Origin of the sequence: Rothia sp. CCM 9417 (assembly GCF_048513575.1) — a bacterium.
Taxonomy (GTDB): domain Bacteria; phylum Actinomycetota; class Actinomycetes; order Actinomycetales; family Micrococcaceae; genus Rothia.
Genome location: NZ_JBLXXT010000001.1, coordinates 88,231 through 108,909 on the forward strand (window position 1 = coordinate 88,231; position 20,679 = coordinate 108,909).

Below are 20,679 nucleotides of genomic sequence, written 5' to 3' on the forward strand. Positions count from 1 at the left end.
GAGACTCTATGGCAGATCAGCCCACACCCCTACCCGCAGCCCCCGGCAAGATCATCGCTGTGCACCTGGCCTACGAATCCCGAGCCGCCCAGCGAGGCCGCCGGCCCTCCACCCCCTCCTACTTCTTCAAACCCACCAGCTCCCTAACCGGATCAGGTGAAGTAGCCCGCCCCCAAGGCACCGACTTACTGGCTTTCGAGGGCGAAATCGCCCTGATTGTAGGAAAGGAAGCCCGCTGGGTCAGCCAGAGCCAGGCCTGGGACCACATCTCCCATATCACCGCAGCTAACGACCTAGGAATCTACGACTACCGGGCCGCCGATAAGGGCTCCAACGTGCGCTCCAAAGGCCGTGACGGTTACACACCGGTAGGGCCTAACTACATTGATGCTTCTACCGTCCAACCTGACCAGCTACGTGTGCGCACCTGGGTCAACGGCCAACTCCGCCAGGAAAGCGGAACCACCGACCAAGACCTAATCTTCCCCCTGGCCCAGTTCGTGGCAGACCTATCCCAGCATATGACCCTAGAGCCCGGCGACATTATTCTCACCGGCACCCCGGCAGGTTCCTCGGTGCTGGTTCCCGGCGACCTAGTCGAGGTGGAGGTAGATGCCCCCACTGCCCCCGGTTCCCCCACCAGCGGCAAGCTCTCCACCCGCGTTATCGAAGGGGAGGGGAACTTTGACCCGGATCTGGGCAACCTGCCTGCCACCACCGAAACTCAGGTTGAAGAAGCCTGGGGCTCCCGCCAGGAAGCAGGCCTACCAGAGAAGCCGGCCCTCAGCCAGGAAACCCGCGCCCTGCTCCAGGAGCTACCCACCGCTGGCCTCTCGGCCCAGCTCCGAGCCCGCGGCCTCAACAACGTTGTGATTGAAGGGGTCTACCCCCAGACCCCCGGAACCAAGCTGGTAGGTACCGCCAAAACCCTGCGCTTTGTCCCTAACCGTGAGGACCTCTTCAAGAGCCACGGTGGCGGCTACAACGCTCAGAAACGCTGTTTTGACAGTGTCCAAGCCGGGGAAGTCATCGTCATTGAGGCACGGGGAAGCTCCCAGTCAGGCACCCTGGGCGACATCCTAGCCCTGCGGGCCCAGCACCGGGGAGCTGCCGGTGTTGTGACAGACGGCGGTGTACGCGACTACGCAGAAGTCCAAAGGATCGGCCTCCCCGTCTTTAGCCAGGGCCCCCACCCGGCTGTCCTGGGCCGCCGCCACGTCCCCTGGGAATCAGATGTTGCCATAGCCTGCGGAAACACCACCGTCTTACCGGGAGACGTCATCGTAGGTGATGATGACGGGGTTATCGTGATCCCCCTAGATCTGGTCGATGAGGTAGCCGCCGCCGCCCAGGCTAAGGAAGAAGAAGACGCCTGGGTAGCCCAGCGCGTAGCCCAAGGCAACCCCGTGGATGGGCTCTTCCCGCCCACCGGACAGTGGAAGGAAGCCTACCAGGCCTTCGTCCAGTCCCAGCAGGGAAGCGAATAGCCCTGTGAGCCACCAGAGAAGGGCTAGGCTGTCCAAAGCGGAGAGCGCCTACCAATGGATCCGAGAGAAAATAGTCGGCCAAGAGTTCGCCCCGGGCCACAGGCTCACCCTCTCGAGTCTGGCCGCTGAATTAGAGATGTCAGTGGTCCCGGTGCGTGAAGCTATCCGCCGCCTTGAAGCCGAAGGCCTAGCCACCTTCGAGCGGAACGTAGGTGCCCGGGTTGCCATGGTTGACCAGTCCGCCTACACCCACAGTATGCAGGTGCTGGGCCTCTTAGAGGGGCGGGCTACAGCCCACTCAGCACCCCACCTGAGTGCCCAGAAACTCGAACAGGCACGGGAACTGAACACCCAGATGGAGGCCCTCCTTGAAGACTTTGACCCCAAAGCCTTTACCGAACTCAACTACCGCTTCCACCAGATCCTTTGCTCAGCCTGCCCCAACGACAGGCTCCTCGAGCTGGTTGCCATTGAGTGGGACCGCCTCAGCCATCTGAGAGAATCAACCTTCTCTTTTGTACCCGCTAGAGCCCAGGAGTCTGTCAGCGAGCACAATCGCATGCTGAGCCTCATCGAATCCGGGGCGAAGGAACAAGAGATTGAGGCCGTTGCCCGCCAGCACCGTCAAGCGACCCTCTCCAGCTACCTCAAGAGCACCCACTAAAAATTTTTCATTCTTCAGATTCAACACCACCAAGGAGTTAGCCCGTGAGCACACCCAACACCACCCTCCCCGCAGGTCTACCCGACCGAATCCAGCACTACATCAACGGTCAGTTCGTTGACTCCCTAGACGGCGAAACCTTCGACGTACTCAACCCCGTGACCAACCAGCCCTATATCCAGGCCGCCAGCGGTAAGAAAGAGGACATCGAGGCCGCCGTAGCTGCCGCCCGCCAAGCCTTCACCAGCGGCCCCTGGCCCACCATGCTGCCACGCGAGCGCGCCCGGGTGCTCATGAAAATCGCTGACATTGTGGAATCCCGTGAAGAAACCCTAGCCCAGATGGAGTCCTTCGACTCCGGCCTACCCATCACCCAGGCCAAGGGCCAGGCTCGCCGTGCCGCCGAGAACTTCCGTTTCTTCGCCGACCTGATCGTGGCCCAAACCGACGACTCCTTCAAAGTGCCGGGCCGCCAGATCAACTACGTCAACCGCAAGCCCATCGGGGTCGCCGGCCTGATCACCCCCTGGAACACCCCCTTCATGCTGGAATCCTGGAAGCTAGCCCCCGCCCTGGCCACCGGTAACTGCGTGGTCCTCAAACCCGCCGAATTTACCCCCCTCTCAGCCTCCCTCTGGGCAGGAATCTTTGAGGAAGCCGGCCTGCCGGCAGGTGTCTTCAACCTGGTCAACGGCTTCGGTGAAAGCGCCGGAGACGCCCTGGTTAAACACCCGGACGTTCCCCTGATCTCATTCACCGGCGAATCCAAGACCGGCCAGATCATCTTCGCCAATGCCGCCCCCTACCTCAAGGGCCTGTCTATGGAGCTGGGCGGTAAGTCACCGGCCGTTGTCTTTGAGGACGCTGACCTAGAGACCGCCATTAACGCCACCATCTTCGGGGTTTTCTCCCTCAACGGCGAGCGCTGCACCGCAGGCTCCCGCATCCTGGTCCAGCGCAGTATCTACCATGAGTTCGTGGAACGCTACGCCGCCCAGGCCAAGCGCGTCAAAGTAGGCCTACCCTCAGATCCGGCCACCGAAGTCGGCGCCCTGGTCCACCCCGAACACTACGAGAAGGTCATGTCCTACATCGAGATTGGCAAGAGTGAAGGCCGCCTGGTCGCCGGTGGCTCCCGCCCCGAAGGGTTTGATCAAGGCAACTTTGTGGAGCCTACCGTCTTTGCCGACGTAGCCCCCGATGCCCGCATCTTCCAAGAAGAAATCTTCGGCCCCGTCGTTGCCATCACCCCCTTCGACACTGATGAAGAAGCCCTAGAGCTGGCTAACAACACCAAGTACGGCCTGGCCGCCTACATCTGGACCTCCAACCTACAGCGGGCCCACAACTTCTCCCAGGCAGTAGAGGCAGGCATGGTCTGGCTCAACTCCAACAACGTCCGCGACCTACGCACCCCCTTCGGCGGTGTTAAGGCCTCCGGCCTGGGCCATGAGGGTGGCTACCGCTCCATCGACTTCTACACCGACCAGCAGGCCGTACACATCAACCTGGGCGAGGTCCACAACCCCGTCTTCGGTAAAGCCAACTAAGCCAGTTAGCACCGGTGCCCGGTAGCCTGGCGAGGATGCCAAGCCACCGGGCCTAAGAAAAGAAAGCATAACCATGTCACCCAATTTTGTTGATTACCCCGTTATTACACCCGATGAGAACGCCCCCGATATCGTCCGCTGCGCCTCCATGGAGCTGGTGGTCACCGACCTGGAACGCTCCCGCGACTTCTACGTCGATGTCCTGGGCCTTGTCGTCACCGAAGAGGACGAGAACACCATCTACCTGCGCTCTCTAGAAGAGTTCATCCACCACAACCTGATCCTGCGCAAGGGAGAAACCCCGGCTGTTGCCGCTTTCTCCTACCGGGTCCGCACCCCAGAGGACCTGGATAAGGCCGAAAAGTTCTATGAATCCCGCGGCTGTGAGGTCCGCAGGAAGAAAGAAGGCTTCGTCAAAGGCCTGGGCGATTCCGTACGCGTCCTTGACCCCCTGGGCTTCCCCTACGAGTTCTTCTACGATGTTGAACACGTCGAGCGTCTGGCCTGGCGTTACGAACTGCACACCCCCGGTGCCCTCGTCCGCCTGGACCACTTCAACCAGGTCACCCCGGATGTGCCCCGGGCTATCTCCTACATGGAAGATCTAGGTTTCCGCGTCACCGAAGACATTCAGGACCAGGCCGGCACTGCCTACGCCGCCTGGATGCGCCGCAAACCCACCGTGCACGATACCGCCATGACCGGCGGTGACGGCCCCCGCATGCACCATGTGGCCTTCGCAACCCACGAGAAGCACAACATTATCGCTATCTGCGATAAGCTCGGTGCCCTACGCCTGTCCGATCACATTGAGCGCGGCCCCGGCCGCCACGGTGTCTCCAACGCCTACTACCTCTACCTACGCGACCCGGACGGTCACCGCGTTGAGATTTACACCCAGGACTACTACACCGGTGACCCCGACAACCCCCGCGTGACCTGGGACGTCCACGATAACCAGCGCCGTGACTGGTGGGGCACCCCGGTCGTGCCCTCCTGGTACACCGATGCCTCCCGCGTCCTCGACTTGGACGGCAACCTGGTGCCCCTGGTAGAGCGCACCGATGATTCTGAACTGGAACAAACCATCGGCGCAGACGGCTTCTCTTACACCCGCTCAGATGAGGGTGAGGAATCCATGCCTGACTGGAAGAAGGGTGAATACAAGCTGGGCCACCAGCTCTAAAGACCGAAAATACAATAAGTTCGGTGCTTGAGGGATATGCTCTAGCCAACTAAGCCTCTTGGGACTCGCGCGGAGCGCTCGTCCCAATTCACGCCAGACCCAGCCAGTTGGCGGTGAGCATATACCTCAAGCACCTCTCGCAGTATTGAAAGCTAGCTATGCTCACTGAAGAACAACTCACACAGATTGCCGATGACCTGGCCCAGGCCGAAAAGAACCGCACCATGATCCCGCGCCTGACCGCCAGCTACCCCGAGATGACCGTGGAAGATTCCTACGCGGTGCAACAGATGTGGCGCGCTCGCGGTGAAGCCGCCGGTCGTAGGCTGGTGGGCCGCAAAATTGGGTTGACCTCCAAGGTCATGCAGGAGGCCACCGGCATTACCGAACCGGACTACGGTGTTATCTTCGCCGACCAGGTTTATGAGAATGGGTCGGTTATTGAGCACGCCCAGTATTCCAATGTGCGGATTGAGGTGGAGCTGGCCTTCGTCCTCAAAGAAGACCTGGCCGGCCCCCACGCCACCATCTTTGACGTTCTGCGTGCCACCGAGTACGTGGTTCCTGCCCTAGAGATCTTGAGCTCTCGCATTGAGATGGAGGGCCGCACCATTGTAGATACCATCAGTGATAACGCGGCCCTGGGTGCCATGGTCTACGGAGGCAACCCGGTAGACCCGGCCTCCGTCGATTTGCGCTGGATTTCGGCTTTGCTCTACCGCAACGAGCAGATTGAGGACACCGGGGTAGCAGCCGCCGTACTCAACCACCCGGCCAATGGGGTTGCCTGGTTAGCCAATAAGCTGGCCGCCCACGGGGACAGTTTGAAGGCCGGTGAGATAATTCTGGCAGGCTCCTTCACCAAGCCCATGTGGGTGCACCCCGGCGATACCGTGCACGCCGACTACGGGGATTTGGGGGCAATCACATGTCGCTTCATCTAAACCCGCCTTTTGCTCAGACCCTGCGGGACTTGGGCCGCCCAGCGGTCGGCATGTGGGTCTGTTCCGGGTCGCCGGTGGCCGCCGAGATTTGCGCCGGTTCGGGCATGGACTGGCTCCTGGTGGACGCCGAACACGGGGTTGTGAGCCTAGAGACCGTCCAAGAGCTTTTGCAGGTGGCGGCGGCCTACCCGGTGCAGAGTGTGGTGCGCCTGCCCTCCCTGGACGTGGTTGCTATCAAGCAGTTCTTGGACGCTGGTGCCCAAAACCTGCTGATCCCTATGGTCGATGATGCGGCTGCCGCTGAACTGGCGGTGGCCGCCACCCGCTACCCGCCTGCCGGTGTGCGCGGGGTGGGTTCTGCCCTGTCCCGGTCGGCCCGCTGGGGTGGGGTAGCTGGCTACCTGACCGAGGCTGAGAAGTACATTTCGCTTTGTGTGCAGATTGAGTCTGCTACCGCTGTTGAGAACGCGGCAGAGATTTGTGCGGTGGAGGGCCTAGCCGGGGTCTTTGTGGGGCCTTCTGATTTGGCGGCCTCTATGGGGCTGTTGGGCCAGCAGAATCACCCGGACGTGGTGGCTGCGGTGAAGCGGGTAATCGGGACGGCTCGGGCGGCCGGCCTGCCTGTGGGCGTGAACGCTTTTGACCCGCAGATAGCGCAGGACTACCTGGATGCTGGTGCTGACTTTATTCTGGTAGCAGCCGACGTGCAGTTACTTGCCCTGGAGTCTAAGAAGCTGGCGGCTCGCTTCATCAGCGGTTATTCTGCTGATTCTCAGCCTGCCGGGGGCGGCACGGACGTGGGCTACTAGCCCCACCCTCATCGAGATGCGCGGGTTTCCTTCTAGATGTGCGAGGAACCCGCTCGCTTGGAAGGAAACCACGCACCTCCCAGCCCAAGGCACACTGGGTATTTCAGGTATACCCGAAATTAACCGTCAAAACAGTTGCAATTTCGGGTATAGTCGAAATATGGCTGAACTGTTTGCACGTGACCGATACCTTGAATTCCTGACAAACATTGACGACCCCGCCCTCGTCCGCATCATCACGGGAGTACGTCGCTGCGGTAAATCAGCCCTCCTCAGTATGTACCGAAGCTACCTCATCGCCCAAGGTGTAGGCCCCTCACAAATCCTCACCATCAACTTTGAGGATATGGCCTACGATCACCTGCGTAATGCTCAGTCCTTTCACGACCACGTCCTGGACGCCATCAATAACAGCGAGATCCGCTACCTCCATATTGACGAGGTCCAAGAACTCAGTGACTGGGCCCGGGTCATTAACTCACTGCGAACCCGGGAGAACCTAGAAATATGCGTTACCGGCTCGAACGCCTCCCTGTTCGTCTCAGAATCAATGACCTACCTCGCGGGCCGCTACATTGAAATCCCCATGTACCCGCTGTCGCTTGCAGAGTTCACTCGCTTCCGCCAAAAAATTGGGGTGACCTACACGGGGGTTGAGCAGGCCTACCAGCAGTGGCTTCGCTGGGGCGCTTTTCCCGCTTCGGCAATAACGCACGATGAGGAAACCGTCAGGCAGCTCAACAGCGGCCTTTTTGACTCAATCTTTACGCGCGATATTGCCTTGCGGGGGCAGATTAGGGATACAGAGACTTTTCTGCGTGTTGCCCGTTTTGTCTTCGAGAACGCAGGTTCTGAGCTCTCAACTCTCTCTATTGTGAAACAGCTCAGGGCCCAGGGGCGCGGTGCGTCGTCAGAGCTGGTGGACCGCTACCTGCAACTCATGGTGGATGCACACCTGCTGTACCGGTGCCGCCGGTATGACACCCAGGGTAAGCAATGGTTGCGGACTAGCGGGAAGATGTATTTCGTGGACCCTGGCCTGCGTAATTCTCTTCTGGGGTCACGCGACTTTAACCGGGGCCGGGACCTAGAGAATATGGTGTTTTTGGAGTTGAAGCGGCGCGGCTTTGAGGTGATGACTGGCCAGGTGCCCGGTGGCGAGATTGATTTTGTGGCGCGCCGTGATGGGCACGCTCTCTACCTTCAGGTGGCTCTTTCTACCGATTCTGAACAGACTTTAGCCCGTGAGCTGGCTCCTTTTGATCGCCTTCCGGCGGGGGCTCATTGTCTTTTGCTGACAGGCGATAGATTCGCCCCAGCAACGGGTGAGGTGAAGTGGCGGGACGTGTTTGATGTGCTAGCGGGTGCTCCCCTGTAGCGGGCAACCCCTCATCGAGATGCGCGGTTTCCTTCCAGATGTGCGAGGAACCCGCGCATCTGGAAGGAAACCACGCACGTCCCAGCCCAGGTGGCCTTACTTCCCCTTAAAAACCGGCTTGCGTTTCTCGGTGAAGGCGGCGAAGCCTTCGGCGTAGTCGGTGGAGGCACACAAGTCGCCTTGGGCGCGGTTCTCGGTTTGAATTAAGTATTGACTTTGTTTTTTGAATAGTTAGTGATTGAAAATCACAGTAGTACAAAAACAATCTCTTTCGAAGAAGGTGCAATGATGTATTAGACGATAAATATTTTCTTATTTCACTGAGGGTTATTCAAATGTAAGATTGAAAGGTAATTGCAGTGAAGCTAGCTACTAAAATTAACCCTCTTTCTTGGCTCAGTACTGCTTGCTTGGTTTGTATAACTTTCTTTTCATACCTACTAGCGGAAATCCTAGTTACTGATAGAGAATTTGTTCAGGCTGTTGTTGCCCCACAATCTCCTGGGTACTATCCTGGGGTCCCTACTGGAATCGGTTGCATGGGATATACAGAGCGTGTGCATAAGAGTGGTGGAATGGCTTCTGTGCATTCAGGCGTTAAAGGTTGTGGCCAAAGCGTTGAGTTTATGGCTGCTGGTGCAGAGATTATGAAAAAGGGTTGGGGGTATGGCACCGGAGGTCATTCCATGCTAAGGAGGGTAAGAATATAAGAAAAATTGATGTTAATTCAAAGCGGGTTTGTGGGTCTTCTTCTATGCAGACTTATAGGGGCAATAGGTATCATAGGGTTGTATATCAAGGAAAAACATATATTCAGCGCACATCAAGTGATATTGAAACAAGGTTTGACTGCAATGCGTAAGTTTTTCGGGTTTCTGACGGTGCTACCCCTCTTGACTCTGTCCTCTTGCGGCGGCGGGTTTAGCGACTACCATGAGGCCCCTCTGGTGGCAGAGGAAGAGTTCCAAGAAGACATACCAGAGTTAAGCGTGAACGGTGAACCTCTTGTGCCTTTCTACTACGAATGGCACTCAGCGAGCCTGAGCGAAACAAAAGAGCTCGTGCAGGATAAGCAACTCATTCCTGTTCTTGGTTCTGCCGGTGAGTCCAACACTGTGAGAATCACCTTTGATGCTGAACCCGTGTTCGCTGAGATTAATATCTTTCGAGGGAAGGCTGAGGACGTTAACCTCGATGGGGATCCTGACCAGCTCGTTGAGGTAACCCCGGAAATGCTAGAGGCCTCTGCTGAAGGCTACTTACTGGAACACAAGCTGGCAGAGCCCGGGCCGCAGGTAGTCACCATGACCTACCAGTTCCACACGCCGCCCGGTTACGAGCAAGAGGGCATGACCAATATCGTCGCCTGGATTGTTGAGATCTCCTAGAGCCACCTTTCTCACCGGCAGGTGCCGGAGCAGGTGCTTGCCACCCTCATCGAGATGCGCGGTTTCCTTCTAGATGTGCGAGGAACCCGCGCATCTGGAAGGAAACCACGCATGTCCTAGCCTGGGTCGCCTTACTTCCCCTTAAAAACCGGCTTGCGTTTCTCGGTGAAGGCGGCGAAGCCTTCGGCGTAGTCGGTGGAGGCGCACAAGTCGCCTTGGGCGCGGTTCTCGGCTTCCACGGACTCCCAGAGGCCCACCCGCGCGTCGCGCACCTGCGCCACCAACTGCTTAGAGGCCAGGAAAGCCCCCGTAGCACCGGCGGCTACCTGTGCCACCTTGGCGCGGGTAAAGTCCAGCAACTCATCGGCGGGCACCACCCGGCTAAAGAGCCCAGCGGCCACAGCCTCAGCACCGGACATTAAATCGGCGGTATAAATCAGATCCAGGGCCCGGTGAGCACCCAGACGTTCCACAAAGAGAGCATGGCCGCCAGAGTCCAAGGTGGCCCCCAGCTTGGCGAAAGGCGAGCCAATCTTGGCAGTATCAGCCACATAGACCACGTCCGTAGCAATGGCCAGGCCCAGGCCAACACCCAGGCAGGGGCCTTGAACCGCCGCGAAAGTGGGGGCGGGGAAGGCACTCATCTTCTTCAAGAGCGGGCTAACCTTACCGGCCAGGTAGTCGTAGGCATCATCCTCGGCAGGAACCAACCCGGCAATGTCCCTCCCGGCGCAAAAGCCGCGCCCCTCCCCGCGTAAGAGCAGGGCGCGCACACCGGCTGTAGCGGCCTCATCGTAGGCAGTCGACAGGTCAGCTAGGGCCGCCTCGTTCAGGGCGTTCATCTTAGCCGGGGCCTTCAAAACCACCTCTGCAATACCGCCCTCTACAGTCAGCTCAATCATGCTCATGGTTACCCCTCCTAGGCGTCAAAGTCCACGCTGACAGCATCGGAGCAGGGGCGGGACTGGCAGGTGAGAATATAGCCGGCATCTACCTCGTCCTTTTCCAGGGCGTAGTTTTCGTCCATATCCACCTGGCCGCTTATGACCTTAGCCCGACAGGTGCCGCAGACACCGCCGGCGCAGGCGAAGGGAACATCCGGGCGTACCCGCAAGGCTGCGTTCAAAAGGGTCTCATGGGCTGAAACAGGGGACTCCACAGAAGCTGAGGTTCCATCCAGAGTGAAAGAAATGGAGTAGTTTTTACCGTCCGGGTCTGTTTCCACGGAACGGCCCTGCTGGCCAGCAGGTTTCTCTGGCTTACCGGTGGTGAACAGCTCAAAACGTACCTTGTCCTGATCCACTCCACGCTCGGCCAGGGTGTCCCGGCAGAGCTGGACCAGTTCGAAAGGCCCGCAGAGGAACCATTCATCGGCCCTGTCTACCTGGATGACGTGATCGAGTAGGGCCTGGAGCTTCTCATCATCAATACGGCCGCTCATGAGCGGGTTGATGCGCTGTTCGCGGGAGAGCACATGGTGAACCGCGAAGCGGGTGGGGTAGCGGTCTTTGAGGTCCCCGATTTCTTCGGCAAACATGACATCCAGGGCGGACTTGTTGGCGTAAACCAGGTCAAAGGTGCTGGCTTGGCTGGCCGAAAGTACAGCCCGGGCGATAGCCATGATGGGGGTGATGCCGGAGCCAGCGGCAAAGGCTACCAGGTGTTGCCCCCCGTTGGCATCCGCCTCCTGAGCTATGTGCTGGGGGTCGTTAAGGCTGGTGACGGTGCTCTGAGAAACAAAGGCCCCCTGGGGGTTCATGACGTCGATGATCTGCCCTGGGGTGAGGGTGTCATTGGCCCAGTTAGAAAAAAGACCGCCGAAGTCCCTTTTGATGGCGACCTTAATTTCACCGGGGGTAGGCTCGGCGCAGATGGAGTAGGAGCGGCGAACCTCTTGCCCATCAATCTGTGCGCGCAGGGCTACATATTGGCCGGGTAGGTAGTTGTAGTCTTCTACCAGGTCATCGGGCACGGAGAAGGTCACTTCAACGGAGTCCTTGGTGAGTTTGCGTACCCCGGCAACGGTCAAGCTGTTAAAGCTGGCTCGGCGGCGGGTGGGTGTCTCGGTCATAGCGGGTGCAGTCCTTAGTGAATCTTGAAGTAGTCAAAGGGCTCGCAGCAGGCGGTGCACTGGTAGAGAGCCTTACAGGAAGTGGAGCCAAAGCGGGTGAGTTCTTTGGTAGCTAGGGAGTGGCAGCGGGGGCACTTGACCGCCAGCCCCAGGGTCACCGGCCCCGCGGCGGCTTGCCCGCTGGGTGGGGCAATACCGTACTCTGCCAGGCGGTCTTTACCTGCCTGACTCATCCAGTCGGTGCTCCAGGCCGGGGAGAGTACCAGCTCCACCTGCGGTATCTGCTGGCCGTGATCTGTGAAGACCTGGCGGATGCTGGCGGTAATACTTTCCATGGCCGGGCACCCGGAGTAGGTGGGAGTGATGACGACTATTGGCTGGCCGTCCTTGCCGTAGCGGGCCGCTCGTAGGATGCCCAGGTCGGCTATGGAGAGTACCGGGATTTCGGGGTCAGCTACCTTGGCGGCTAGCTCCCATAGGGTAGCGTCAGAGCCGGCGGGCGCCGGGACGGCACTTTCGGCCTCCCGGGGCGGGGCTGCGTAGCCGGAGTCCTGGTCAAAGCCGAAGCTGAAGTCAATTCCGGCGCTAGCGGCTTGGCTAGCGTTTGTCATCGGGGCACCTCCTTGTGCGTGTGGTCAGCTAGCGGGGGCGGTAGGGCCGGGAGCACCGGGGTGCTCCCGGTTTTTACCAGGTGGCGCCGGGGTGGGCGCGGGCCAGTACCTGCATCTCTGCCAGGATGTGCCCGCGGTGTTCGCTCATGACTCCGGAGCGGTCGCCGCCGCGAGCCTGATCAAGGTTGGGCACCTCTAGCTGAGCTTCACCGATGATGGTGTGCAGGCGCTCTTGGAACCTTTGGCGCAGGCTTGAGGGGGCCACCGCGATACCCGCTAGTTGGTCTACCGGGTCAAAGTCGTAGAAGAGCTCATCAATGTAGGGCCACATGTAGTAGAGGCCCTCCTGCATACGGCGGTTTGACTCCTGGGTGCCCATGCCCAGTCGCAGGGTCCAGGCGGTGGCGTGGTCCTGGTGATAGGCCACTTCTTTCAGGGCCTTGGCGGCAATGGCGGCCAGGGTGGGGTCCTGGGAGTTGACCAGCTGGGAGTAGAGCTCGTGCTGGTAGTAGGAGAAGATGAGCTGGCGGGCGATAGTCTGCCCAAAGTCCCCGTTTTCCTGCTCGGTCAGGCGGGCCGAACGGAATTCTTCTTCGTCGCGGAAGTAGGCCAGGTCGTCTTCGGTCTTGCCCCAGGCTGTTCCTGCGTAGGTCAGGAAGAAGCGGGCGTGCCCAATCAGGTCCAGGGCGATGTTGCCCAGGGCGATATCTTCTTCTAGTTCTGGTGCCCGTGAGATCCAGTGGGAGAGGCGCTGGCCTAGCATGAGGGCGTCGTCGCCCAGGGCTAGGGCGTAGCGGGCTACTGCATCACTGGCCTGCACTCCGGAGGCGGTGATGTCCTCAGCCAGGATTGATTCTCCTTGGCTGTGGTGGGTTGCTGAGTCTGAGGAGGCCATGCTCATAGGTGCTTAACCCCCTCGCTGGTGGTGTAGTAGGTGGCGTGGCGGTAGCTCTTACCCTGGGCCGACTCAAAGAAGCCGCCCTTGGAGTCGGGGTCTGAGGCCAGGATTGCTTGGGCAGGGACCACCCAGATGCTGGTGCCTTCGTTGCGGCGGGTGTAGAGATCACGGGCGTTACGCAGGGCCATGGTGGCATCGGGTGCGTGCAGGGAGCCTGCGTGAACGTGGGAGAGGCCGCGTGATGAACGGACGAAGACTTCCCAAAGGGGCCATTCGTTGGAGTCGGGTAGGTGTGTGATGTTCTCGGTCATCTTTATGCTCCCAGGAGTTCTGCGTGTTGCTCTGCTGTTTTGCGTGCGTAGGCGGCGGCTGCTTCGCGTACCCAGGCGCCCTCCTCGTGGGCGGCGCGGCGGCGTTGCATACGCTGGACGTTGCAGGGGCCTGCCCCGGAGATTACGGAGTGGAATTCATCCCAGTCCAGGGGGCCGTGGTCGTAGTGGCCGCGCTCTTCGTTCCATTTGAGGTCCGGGTCGGGCAGGGTCAGGCCCAGAGCCTCGGCCTGGGGGACCAGCATGTCAATGAAGCGCTGGCGTAGCTCGTCGTTGGAGAAGCGTTTGATGTTCCAGGCCATGGACTGCTGGGAGTTGGGGGAGTCGGCATCCGGAGGGCCGAACATTTGTAGGGCGGGACCGTAGAAGCGGTTGACGGCGTCCTGGGCCATTTTCTTTTGGGCTTCTGTGCCGTGGGAGAGGGCGTAGAGAATTTCCCAGCCCTGGCGCTGGTGGAAGGATTCTTCCTTGCAGATGCGGACCATAGCTCGCCCGTAGGGGCCGTAGGAGGCGCGGCAGAGGGGGACCTGGTTGCAGATGGCGGCTCCATCGACGAGCCAGCCGATAGCGCCCATGTCAGCCCAGGTACGGGCGGGGTAGTTGAAGATGGAGGAGTATTTGGCTCGGCCCTCAAGCAGTTGTTCGTTGAGGATGTGGCGGGGGGTGCCGAGGGTTTCAGCGGCGGAGTAGAGGTAGAGCCCGTGTCCGGCCTCATCCTGCACCTTGGCCATGAGGATAGCCTTGCGTTTGAGGGAGGGGGCGCGGGTGATCCAGTTGGCTTCGGGCTGCATGCCGATGATTTCGGAGTGGGCGTGCTGGGAGACCTGGCGGGTGAGGGTCTTGCGGTACTTTTCGGGCATCCAGTCGCGGGGTTCGACGCGGGAGTCCTCTGCGATGAGCTGGTCAAAGTAGGCCTGCTCGGTGCTGGTGTCCCCTGGTGCGGGTTGGTCTACTGCTGTGAGGTGAGGGTTAGTTGTCTCTGTGGTCATGGGCTGGCTCCTTGCGGGGTGTGGGGGAGGGGCTTCCCCCAGTCAAAAATAATTACTGACCGTTCGTTCAGAATATAGTGTTTCGTGGGTCACGGTCAAGAAACCGGGTGGCGTGCCGGGCCAGCTGATGGGTTTTCTCTCTGGGGGTGTGAACTGACGCTGTCTTGCTCAGAGAGAGGTGGGTAGAGTGGGCAGTGGCGAAAAGTATTTATCGGGGCTAGAGACAGGCCCCCGCTGGCGGCAGTGTGGCCGACCTGGCGGCTGGGTCTTGGGCCCAATCATTGAGAGGAAAGATCATGGTGGACGTAGCAGATCAGAGCCTTCTGGTGCAGCAGTGCGGGAGCCTGGGGGTGATTACCCTCAATAGGCCCCGTGCCGTTAATGCCTTGAACTACCAGATGATGCAGGGCCTGAATGCGGCCTTGGATCGGTTTGAGGCTGATCCGGGCGTGTGTGCCGTGCTGGTGCGCGGAGCTGGTGAGCGTGGCCTGTGCGCCGGGGGAGATATCGTAGCTCTCTACCGGGCCATGAAGGATGCCCCGCAGGAGGGTGTGGAGTTCTTTCGCTACGAGTACGCTCTCAACCTGCGACTTTCCCGCTACCCTAAGCCCTATATTGCCCTGATGGACGGTTTGGTGCTGGGCGGGGGCCTGGGAGTTTCTGCCCACGGTTCTCACCGTTTAGTGACTGAGCGGACCCGCGCCGGTATGCCCGAAACGGTGATTGGTTTTAGCCCGGATGTAGGTGTTCTTAATATTCTGGCCCGGGCACCTCAGCATCTGGGGGTGCTGATGGCGCTGACTGGTTTGCATGTGGGCGGGGCCGATGCCCTAGCAGTGGGCTTGGCTGACTTTTTTATTCCCTCAGCCAGGGTTGATGACCTGGTGGGAGCGCTATCTGGGGTGGCTGACAGTTCTGAGGTTGACGGTGTGCTGGCCGGGATGCAGGCTGACGCTGGCGCTTCCCCGCTGGCTGCCCAGGCCGCCTGGGTGCAGCAGGCCTTTGCCGCTGATTCGGTAGAGCAGATCAGGGAGAGCGTGCGGCAGGTGGTTGCGGCTGGGGGAGAGAGCGCTGAGTTTGCTACAAGAGTTCTGGGGGCTATGGAGCAGAATAGCCCCACGGGCATGAAGGTGGCTTTGGAGGCGGTACGCCGTGCCGCCACCCAGAGCTTGGCTCAGACCCTCAATCAGGATTTTGTGACCACCTGTAGGGCTATGGAAGGGCACGATTTGAGTGAGGGGATTCGCGCCCAGGTCATTGATAAGGACCGGAACCCGGCCTGGTCCCCCGCTCGCCTTGAAGAGGTGGGCGGGGGCACGGTCCTGGCCTTCTTTGAGCCAACCGATGCGGGGGAGCTGGGGCTGGTTTAGGAGAGGAGAGGAGAGGGGGTGCGGTCACCTAAACCCTCGGGGGCAGGTGGGGGCTATTCTCCTACGCTCTGTGTCTGTAGAGGGCTTTGCGGTGCCGGATAACAAGACCCCCTAGAGTGTTGCACATCTCACTAAAATGTGAAACAGTGGGTCTAAACAATAACTGACCGAATGGTCACTAAATTCTTGTGGAGGTTATGTGGCCCCCCAGCACCCCATGCTCAAGCAGGACCAGGCCAGTCACTGGATGGGCATCCGCCTGCTCACCGTTGAGCCAGGCCATGCCATCATCGAAATGGACATCCGAGACGAAATGGTCAACGGCTTCGGCATGGTGCACGGGGGCATGACTTTCGCGTTCGCAGATACCGCCTTTGCCCTGGCCTGCAACAGCAGTGACCCAGAGGAACTAGCCCAAAGCATCACGGTCGGAACAGGCGTGGACATCAACTACCTTGCACCGGCCTACCGAGGGCAAACCCTGCAAGCAGAAGCCACACTCACCCACCGCACCGGGCGAACCTGCCTGGTCGATGTCACCGTCACCTGCAAGCAGAAGCTCATCGCTGAGTTTCGCGGGCGCGGGCGGTCAATCACCCCTCCAGCTCCCACCACGGAAGGACACCCAGCATGAGCACCACCCCGCACTCTACCTGTAGCGTAGAGAACCCCTACAGCCCCGCACCCCGCGCCACAGACCCAGCCCAGCCCGACCCCGAAGAGCTGGCCAGCCGGGACCAGATCGAAGCCCTACAGTTTGAGCGCCTGCGCTGGACCCTGCACTACGCCTACGAGAACGTCCCCGCCTACAAGGAACTCTACGACTCCCACGGCGTTCACCCCGGCGACTTTAAAGAACTCGACGACCTCAAACTCTTCCCCTACACCGACAAAGAGTTCCTCCGCAAGGCCTACCCCTTCAAAGCCTTCGCGGTGCCCATGAGTGATGTCCGCCGCATCCACGCCTCCTCGGGTACTACCGGCCAGCCCACCGTGGTTGGCTACACCGAAAACGACATTGCCACCTGGAGCTCCCTGGTGGCCCGCTGCTTCCGTTTCTCCGGCATTAAACCCGGCTACAAGGTGCACAACGCCTACGGTTACGGCCTCTTCACTGGTGGGCTGGGTGCCCACTACGGGGCCGAACGCCTGGGTGCTGCCGTTATCCCCATGTCCGGTGGCCAGACCGAGAAGCAGGTTCAGCTCATCCGAGATTTTGAACCCGATGCCATCCTTTCAACTCCGACCTATCTGCTGACCATTGCAGATGCCTTCCGTAAACAGGGGATTGACCCGCAAGAAACTTCCCTCAAAACCGCTGTGCTTGGTGCCGAGCCCTGGACTGCGGAAATGCGCTACGAGATTGAAAAGACCTTCGGAACCCTCAAAGCCTGCGACATTTACGGGCTATCTGAGGTCATGGGCCCCGGTGTGGCCGGGGAGTCCTTTGAAACCCAAGACGGCTCCCACATCTGGGAGGACCATTTCCGCCCCGAAATCATCGACCCCTTTGATGACACTGTGCTGGATATGGGCCGCCCCGGTGAGCTGGTCTTTACCTCCCTGACTAAAGAGGCCCTGCCCATTATCCGCTACCGCACCCACGACCTAACCCGCCTCCTGCCCGGTAGCGCCCGCCCCGGCCACCGCCGCCTGGGGCGCATCACCGGTCGTAGCGATGACATGATTATCTTGCGCGGGGTTAACCTCTTCCCCTCCCAGGTGGAAGAGCTCGCCCTGCAGCAGCCTGAGCTCTCGCCCCACTTTGCCCTGGAACTGACCCGCCCGGGCCGTATGGACGAGATGACTGTGCGCATTGAACGCCGCGAAGAGGTCACGCTCGAAGCCGCCCAGGAGGCCGGCAAGCGGCTCCTGCACGATATCAAAACCAAGATTGGTTCCACCTGCCAGATTGAGGTGCTAGACCCGGAGGTTCTGCCCCGCTCGGTAGGTAAGATTCGCCGTATCTACGACTACCGTAACAAGCCCAAGGGCAATGAGTAGGCTGGTCCGCTTAAGTTAGCATGTAGGGAGCCCCCGCTAGATGGGGGCTCCCTACTGCTGATGTGAGAGGACCACCCGTGAGCGCTCAGCCTACCGTCACCACTCAGACCGGTGCCCGTGTCAAACGAGGCCGCCCCGGCTACGACCGCCAAGAGGTACTGCGGGTCTGCGTTGAGGCCTTCAACGAGCACGGCTACGACGCCACCAGCATGGACATGCTGGCTAAACGGCTGGGGCTGACTAAGAGCGCAATCTACCACCATGTCACATCCAAAGAGGAGATCCTGCGCACGGCCCTGGACCGGGCCCTCGATGCCCTCGAAGAGGTTTTTGAAGCCGGTGAGGTGCTAGAAGCTGACCCCAGAGAGCGCCTAGAGTTTGTGGTCCGTCAAACCGTCTTTGTGCTCGCTGAACACCTGCCCTCGGTCACCTTGCTCCTCAGGCTCAAGGGCAACACCCCGGTGCAAGAGGCGGCCCTGGATAAGCGCCGTGCCCTGACCGTGCGCCTTGCCGCCCTGGTCGCGGCGGCCCAGCAGGCGGGGCAGGTGCGGGAAAGCGCGGACGCCCGCACCCTGGCCCGCCTGATTTTCGGCATGATTAACTCCCTGGCGGTCTGGTACGACCCGGATCGCGGAGGGGATGTTGAGACCCTGGCCGACGCCGTAGTCGACATGGCCTTCCGGGGCATTGCGGTTGAACCTTAAGGCCCAAGCTAGAAGGGGAAAGAAAGTAGTCAAACTGAGTATTCATTACCTCACGATCCCAGCTAAGAGCTAGGAGGGGCACCGGTCTTGTGCAACCGGCCCCTCCCGTTTCCCGTCTCTAGTACTGAGAGTTTTTAGTCCTCGCTCATCTCCTGCATAGGCCAGGTTTTAGCGACCAGGGTGAGCACATCGTAGGTGGCGACGACTTCGTCCTTCTGATTGTGCAGAACAGCGTCCCAGGTGACCTCGCCGTAGTCGTCGGTAACGCGCGGAGTAATCTTCTTAGCGGTCAGTGTCACCCGGATAGCGTCATCGTAGGTGACCGGTGTGATAAAGCGCAGATTCTCCAAGCCGTAGTTAGCCAGTACCGGGCCCGGTGCAGGGTCCACAAAAAGGCCTGCCGCCCACGAAACCAGCAGGTAGCCGTGAGCCACCCTGCGCGGGAAGAAGGGGTTAGCGGTAGCTGCCTGCTCATCGGTGTGGGCGTAGAACATATCCCCGGTTTCCTGCGCGAACGCCGTGATATCCTCCAGGGTCACCGTGCGCAGGTCAGAAGCGAACTGATCCCCGATCTCCAGCTCCGCCAGAGACTTGCGGAAGGGGTGGACCCCCTGCCCGGCCTCCACCTGGGCACGAGTCACCGTGCGAGCATCCGCCCCGCTATGCCAGACCCCGGTCAGGGCAGTGAGCTTATTGGGTGAGCCCTGAAGGGCGGTGCGCTGCATGTAATGCTTGATAGCGCGCACACCGCCCAGCTCCTCACCGCCACCGGCCCGGCCCGGCCCACCGTGAACCAGATGAGGCACCGGGGAGCCATGCCCCGTAGAAGTCTTAGCGTCCTCACGGTCTAGAATCAGTACACGCCCGTGGTGGGCGGCAATGCCCAAAGCCAGTTGGCGGGCCACAGCATCGTCGTGGGTGCAGACTGTAGCAACCAGGGAACCAGCGCCCAGGGCTGCCAGCTCCACCGCTTCTGCTACATCCTGGTATTCAAGTACGGAGGTCACCGGCCCAAAAGCCTCTACCGCGTGAACCTCAGGGGTTCGAGCATCAGCAAAGGTCAGCACAGTCACCGGGTAGAAGGAGGGGCCCTCGGGGGCCTGCCCCTGGAAGGCGACCTGACCGCCTGCGGCAACCAGCCGCTCTACCGCTGCGCTGACCTCCGCTTTCTGCTCGGGTGAAGCCAAGGAACCCATGGTCACGCCCTCAGCCTGTGGATCGCCCACTACAACGCGGCCCGAAATTTTAGCGGCAAGAGCCTCTACAACCTCACCGGCACGTCCCTGCGGGACCAGCACCCGGCGGATAGCCGTACACTTCTGACCGGCCTTAGCGGTAATCTCCACCATGACCGACTTGATAAAGGCCTCAAACTCCGGGGTATCAGCGGTAGCGTCCGGGCCCAGAATCGCGGCGTTGAGTGAATCAGTCTCGGCAGTAAAGTGCAGTCCCTTAGTCTGGACGCTGGGGTGGGAACGCAGAGTCTGCGCTGTGGCAGCTGAACCGGTGAAAGCAACATGATCCCGGTAGTCCAGATGATCCAGCAGATCGCGGGCAGAGCCAGAGATGAGTTGTAGGGAGCCTTCCGGTAGCAGGCCGGAATCCAGCATGATGCGCACCGTGGCCTCAGTAACATAGCCGGTGGGGGTGGCTGGTTTAACAATGGTGGGCATCCCGGCAATAAAGGCAGGGGCGAACTTCTCGAGCATCCCCCAGATGGGGAAGTTGAAAGCATTAATTTCTACCGCAACACCGGGCAGGGTGGTGTAGATATGTTCACCGATAAAGGAGCCATCGCGTGAGAGCGGTTCCAGGGCACCATCAATAATGACCTGGGCGTTGGGCAGTTCCCGGCGGCCCTTGGACGAGAAGGTAAAGAGTGTGCCAATACCGCCGTCTACATCGATGTAGTGGTCGCGGGCGGTTGCGCCGGTGGCAAAGGAGAGCGCGTAGAGTTCCTCCTTGTGCTTGCCCAGGTGCAGGGCCAGCTCTTTGATGATCAGGGCGCGTTCATGGAAGGTTAGTGCGCTGAGGTTGGCCTGGCCCACGGTGCGGGCGTAGTCGATGGCCCCGGCGGTGTCGATGCCCTCGGTGGAAACCCGGTAGATGACCTCACCGGTGACGGCCTTGAGGACGTCCTGGGCCTTGGAGGGGTTTTGGGGCACCCACCAGTTACCCTTGATGAAGCTGGGGACTAGAGGGGCAGTGCTCGTCATGGGGGTTCCTTTGCTCGGTCAGGTGGTAACGCTAGGGACAGCCCGGCAAATAAGTGACCGAGCGTTCAGTTATTGCTATAA

The 20,679-nt window shown here is 60.2% G+C and carries 19 protein-coding genes; 12 read left to right on the forward strand and 7 right to left on the reverse strand.

The annotated features are described in order from the left end of the window. Positions 1–8 precede the first annotated feature (8 nt). The 8 genes from ACN082_RS00380 (at position 9) to ACN082_RS00415 (ending at position 9,406) form a co-directional block, all read left to right on the forward strand. Entirely contained in the window at positions 9–1,487 is a 1,479-nt protein-coding gene (locus tag ACN082_RS00380; RefSeq protein WP_419098875.1) for a fumarylacetoacetate hydrolase family protein, read from the forward strand. Between the two features lie 4 nt (positions 1,488–1,491). Then, a complete protein-coding gene (locus ACN082_RS00385; RefSeq protein WP_419098876.1) occupies positions 1,492–2,151 on the forward strand; it encodes a GntR family transcriptional regulator in 660 nt (219 codons plus the stop codon). A gap of 44 nt (positions 2,152–2,195) precedes the next feature. Beyond that, entirely contained in the window at positions 2,196–3,701 is a 1,506-nt protein-coding gene (gene hpaE, locus ACN082_RS00390; protein WP_419098877.1) for a 5-carboxymethyl-2-hydroxymuconate semialdehyde dehydrogenase, read from the forward strand. Between the two features lie 73 nt (positions 3,702–3,774). Next, entirely contained in the window at positions 3,775–4,887 is a 1,113-nt protein-coding gene (gene hpaD / locus ACN082_RS00395) for a 3,4-dihydroxyphenylacetate 2,3-dioxygenase (protein ID WP_419098878.1), read from the forward strand. Positions 4,888–5,045: 158 nt separating this feature from the next. After that, the gene (gene hpaH / locus ACN082_RS00400; protein ID WP_419098879.1) at positions 5,046–5,831 is read left to right on the forward strand and encodes a 2-oxo-hept-4-ene-1,7-dioate hydratase; all 786 of its coding nucleotides are present in this window, start codon (positions 5,046–5,048) and stop codon (positions 5,829–5,831) included. After that, on the forward strand, positions 5,816–6,640 hold the full coding sequence (locus ACN082_RS00405) for an HpcH/HpaI aldolase family protein (protein WP_419098880.1): 825 nt from the start codon (positions 5,816–5,818) through the stop codon (positions 6,638–6,640). The genes hpaH and ACN082_RS00405 overlap by 16 nt, the downstream gene beginning before the upstream one ends. 160 nt (positions 6,641–6,800) lie before the next feature. Beyond that, complete coding sequence (locus tag ACN082_RS00410; protein ID WP_419098881.1) at positions 6,801–8,018, forward strand: ATP-binding protein; 1,218 nt, start codon at positions 6,801–6,803, stop codon at positions 8,016–8,018. 854 nt (positions 8,019–8,872) lie between these two features. After that, on the forward strand, positions 8,873–9,406 hold the full coding sequence (locus tag ACN082_RS00415; RefSeq protein WP_419098882.1) for a hypothetical protein: 534 nt from the start codon (positions 8,873–8,875) through the stop codon (positions 9,404–9,406). Positions 9,407–9,537: 131 nt separating this feature from the next. On the opposite strand, the gene ACN082_RS00420 is transcribed toward ACN082_RS00415, so the two are convergent. The 6 genes from ACN082_RS00420 to paaA all read right to left on the reverse strand — a co-directional run bounded on the left by ACN082_RS00420 (position 9,538) and on the right by paaA (position 14,304). Further along, complete coding sequence (locus tag ACN082_RS00420) at positions 9,538–10,308, reverse strand: enoyl-CoA hydratase/isomerase family protein (RefSeq protein WP_419099435.1); 771 nt, start codon at positions 10,306–10,308, stop codon at positions 9,538–9,540. A gap of 17 nt (positions 10,309–10,325) precedes the next feature. Continuing rightward, positions 10,326–11,477, reverse strand: a complete 1,152-nt coding sequence (paaE, locus tag ACN082_RS00425) for a 1,2-phenylacetyl-CoA epoxidase subunit PaaE (protein ID WP_419098883.1) — start codon at positions 11,475–11,477, stop codon at positions 10,326–10,328. A 14-nt stretch (positions 11,478–11,491) separates the two neighbouring features. Next, the gene (paaD, locus tag ACN082_RS00430) at positions 11,492–12,088 is read right to left on the reverse strand and encodes a 1,2-phenylacetyl-CoA epoxidase subunit PaaD (protein WP_419098884.1); all 597 of its coding nucleotides are present in this window, start codon (positions 12,086–12,088) and stop codon (positions 11,492–11,494) included. Between the two features lie 73 nt (positions 12,089–12,161). Next, positions 12,162–12,989, reverse strand: coding sequence for a 1,2-phenylacetyl-CoA epoxidase subunit PaaC (gene paaC / locus ACN082_RS00435; RefSeq protein WP_419098885.1), 828 nt, complete (start codon positions 12,987–12,989; stop codon positions 12,162–12,164). Continuing rightward, positions 12,986–13,297, reverse strand: coding sequence for a 1,2-phenylacetyl-CoA epoxidase subunit PaaB (gene paaB, locus ACN082_RS00440; protein WP_419098886.1), 312 nt, complete (start codon positions 13,295–13,297; stop codon positions 12,986–12,988). The genes paaC and paaB overlap by 4 nt, the downstream gene beginning before the upstream one ends. A 2-nt stretch (positions 13,298–13,299) precedes the next feature. Beyond that, positions 13,300–14,304: a 1,2-phenylacetyl-CoA epoxidase subunit PaaA gene (gene paaA, locus ACN082_RS00445; RefSeq protein WP_419098887.1), complete on the reverse strand. Its 1,005-nt coding sequence runs from the start codon at positions 14,302–14,304 to the stop codon at positions 13,300–13,302. A 296-nt stretch (positions 14,305–14,600) separates the two neighbouring features. On the opposite strand from paaA, the gene ACN082_RS00450 reads away from it, so the two are divergent. The 4 genes from ACN082_RS00450 (at position 14,601) to ACN082_RS00465 (ending at position 18,382) form a co-directional block, all read left to right on the forward strand. After that, positions 14,601–15,674 (forward strand): 3-hydroxyisobutyryl-CoA hydrolase, encoded by a 1,074-nt coding sequence (locus tag ACN082_RS00450; RefSeq protein WP_419098888.1) that lies wholly within the window; start codon positions 14,601–14,603, stop codon positions 15,672–15,674. A 217-nt stretch (positions 15,675–15,891) separates the two neighbouring features. Beyond that, the gene (locus tag ACN082_RS00455) at positions 15,892–16,308 is read left to right on the forward strand and encodes a PaaI family thioesterase (RefSeq protein WP_419099436.1); all 417 of its coding nucleotides are present in this window, start codon (positions 15,892–15,894) and stop codon (positions 16,306–16,308) included. Beyond that, entirely contained in the window at positions 16,305–17,678 is a 1,374-nt protein-coding gene (locus tag ACN082_RS00460) for a phenylacetate--CoA ligase family protein (protein WP_419098889.1), read from the forward strand. The genes ACN082_RS00455 and ACN082_RS00460 overlap by 4 nt, the downstream gene beginning before the upstream one ends. A gap of 77 nt (positions 17,679–17,755) precedes the next feature. Beyond that, on the forward strand, positions 17,756–18,382 hold the full coding sequence (locus ACN082_RS00465; RefSeq protein ID WP_419098890.1) for a TetR/AcrR family transcriptional regulator: 627 nt from the start codon (positions 17,756–17,758) through the stop codon (positions 18,380–18,382). A gap of 134 nt (positions 18,383–18,516) precedes the next feature. On the opposite strand, the gene paaZ is transcribed toward ACN082_RS00465, so the two are convergent. Further along, entirely contained in the window at positions 18,517–20,598 is a 2,082-nt protein-coding gene (gene paaZ / locus ACN082_RS00470; RefSeq protein WP_419098891.1) for a phenylacetic acid degradation bifunctional protein PaaZ, read from the reverse strand. Positions 20,599–20,679 lie beyond the last annotated feature (81 nt).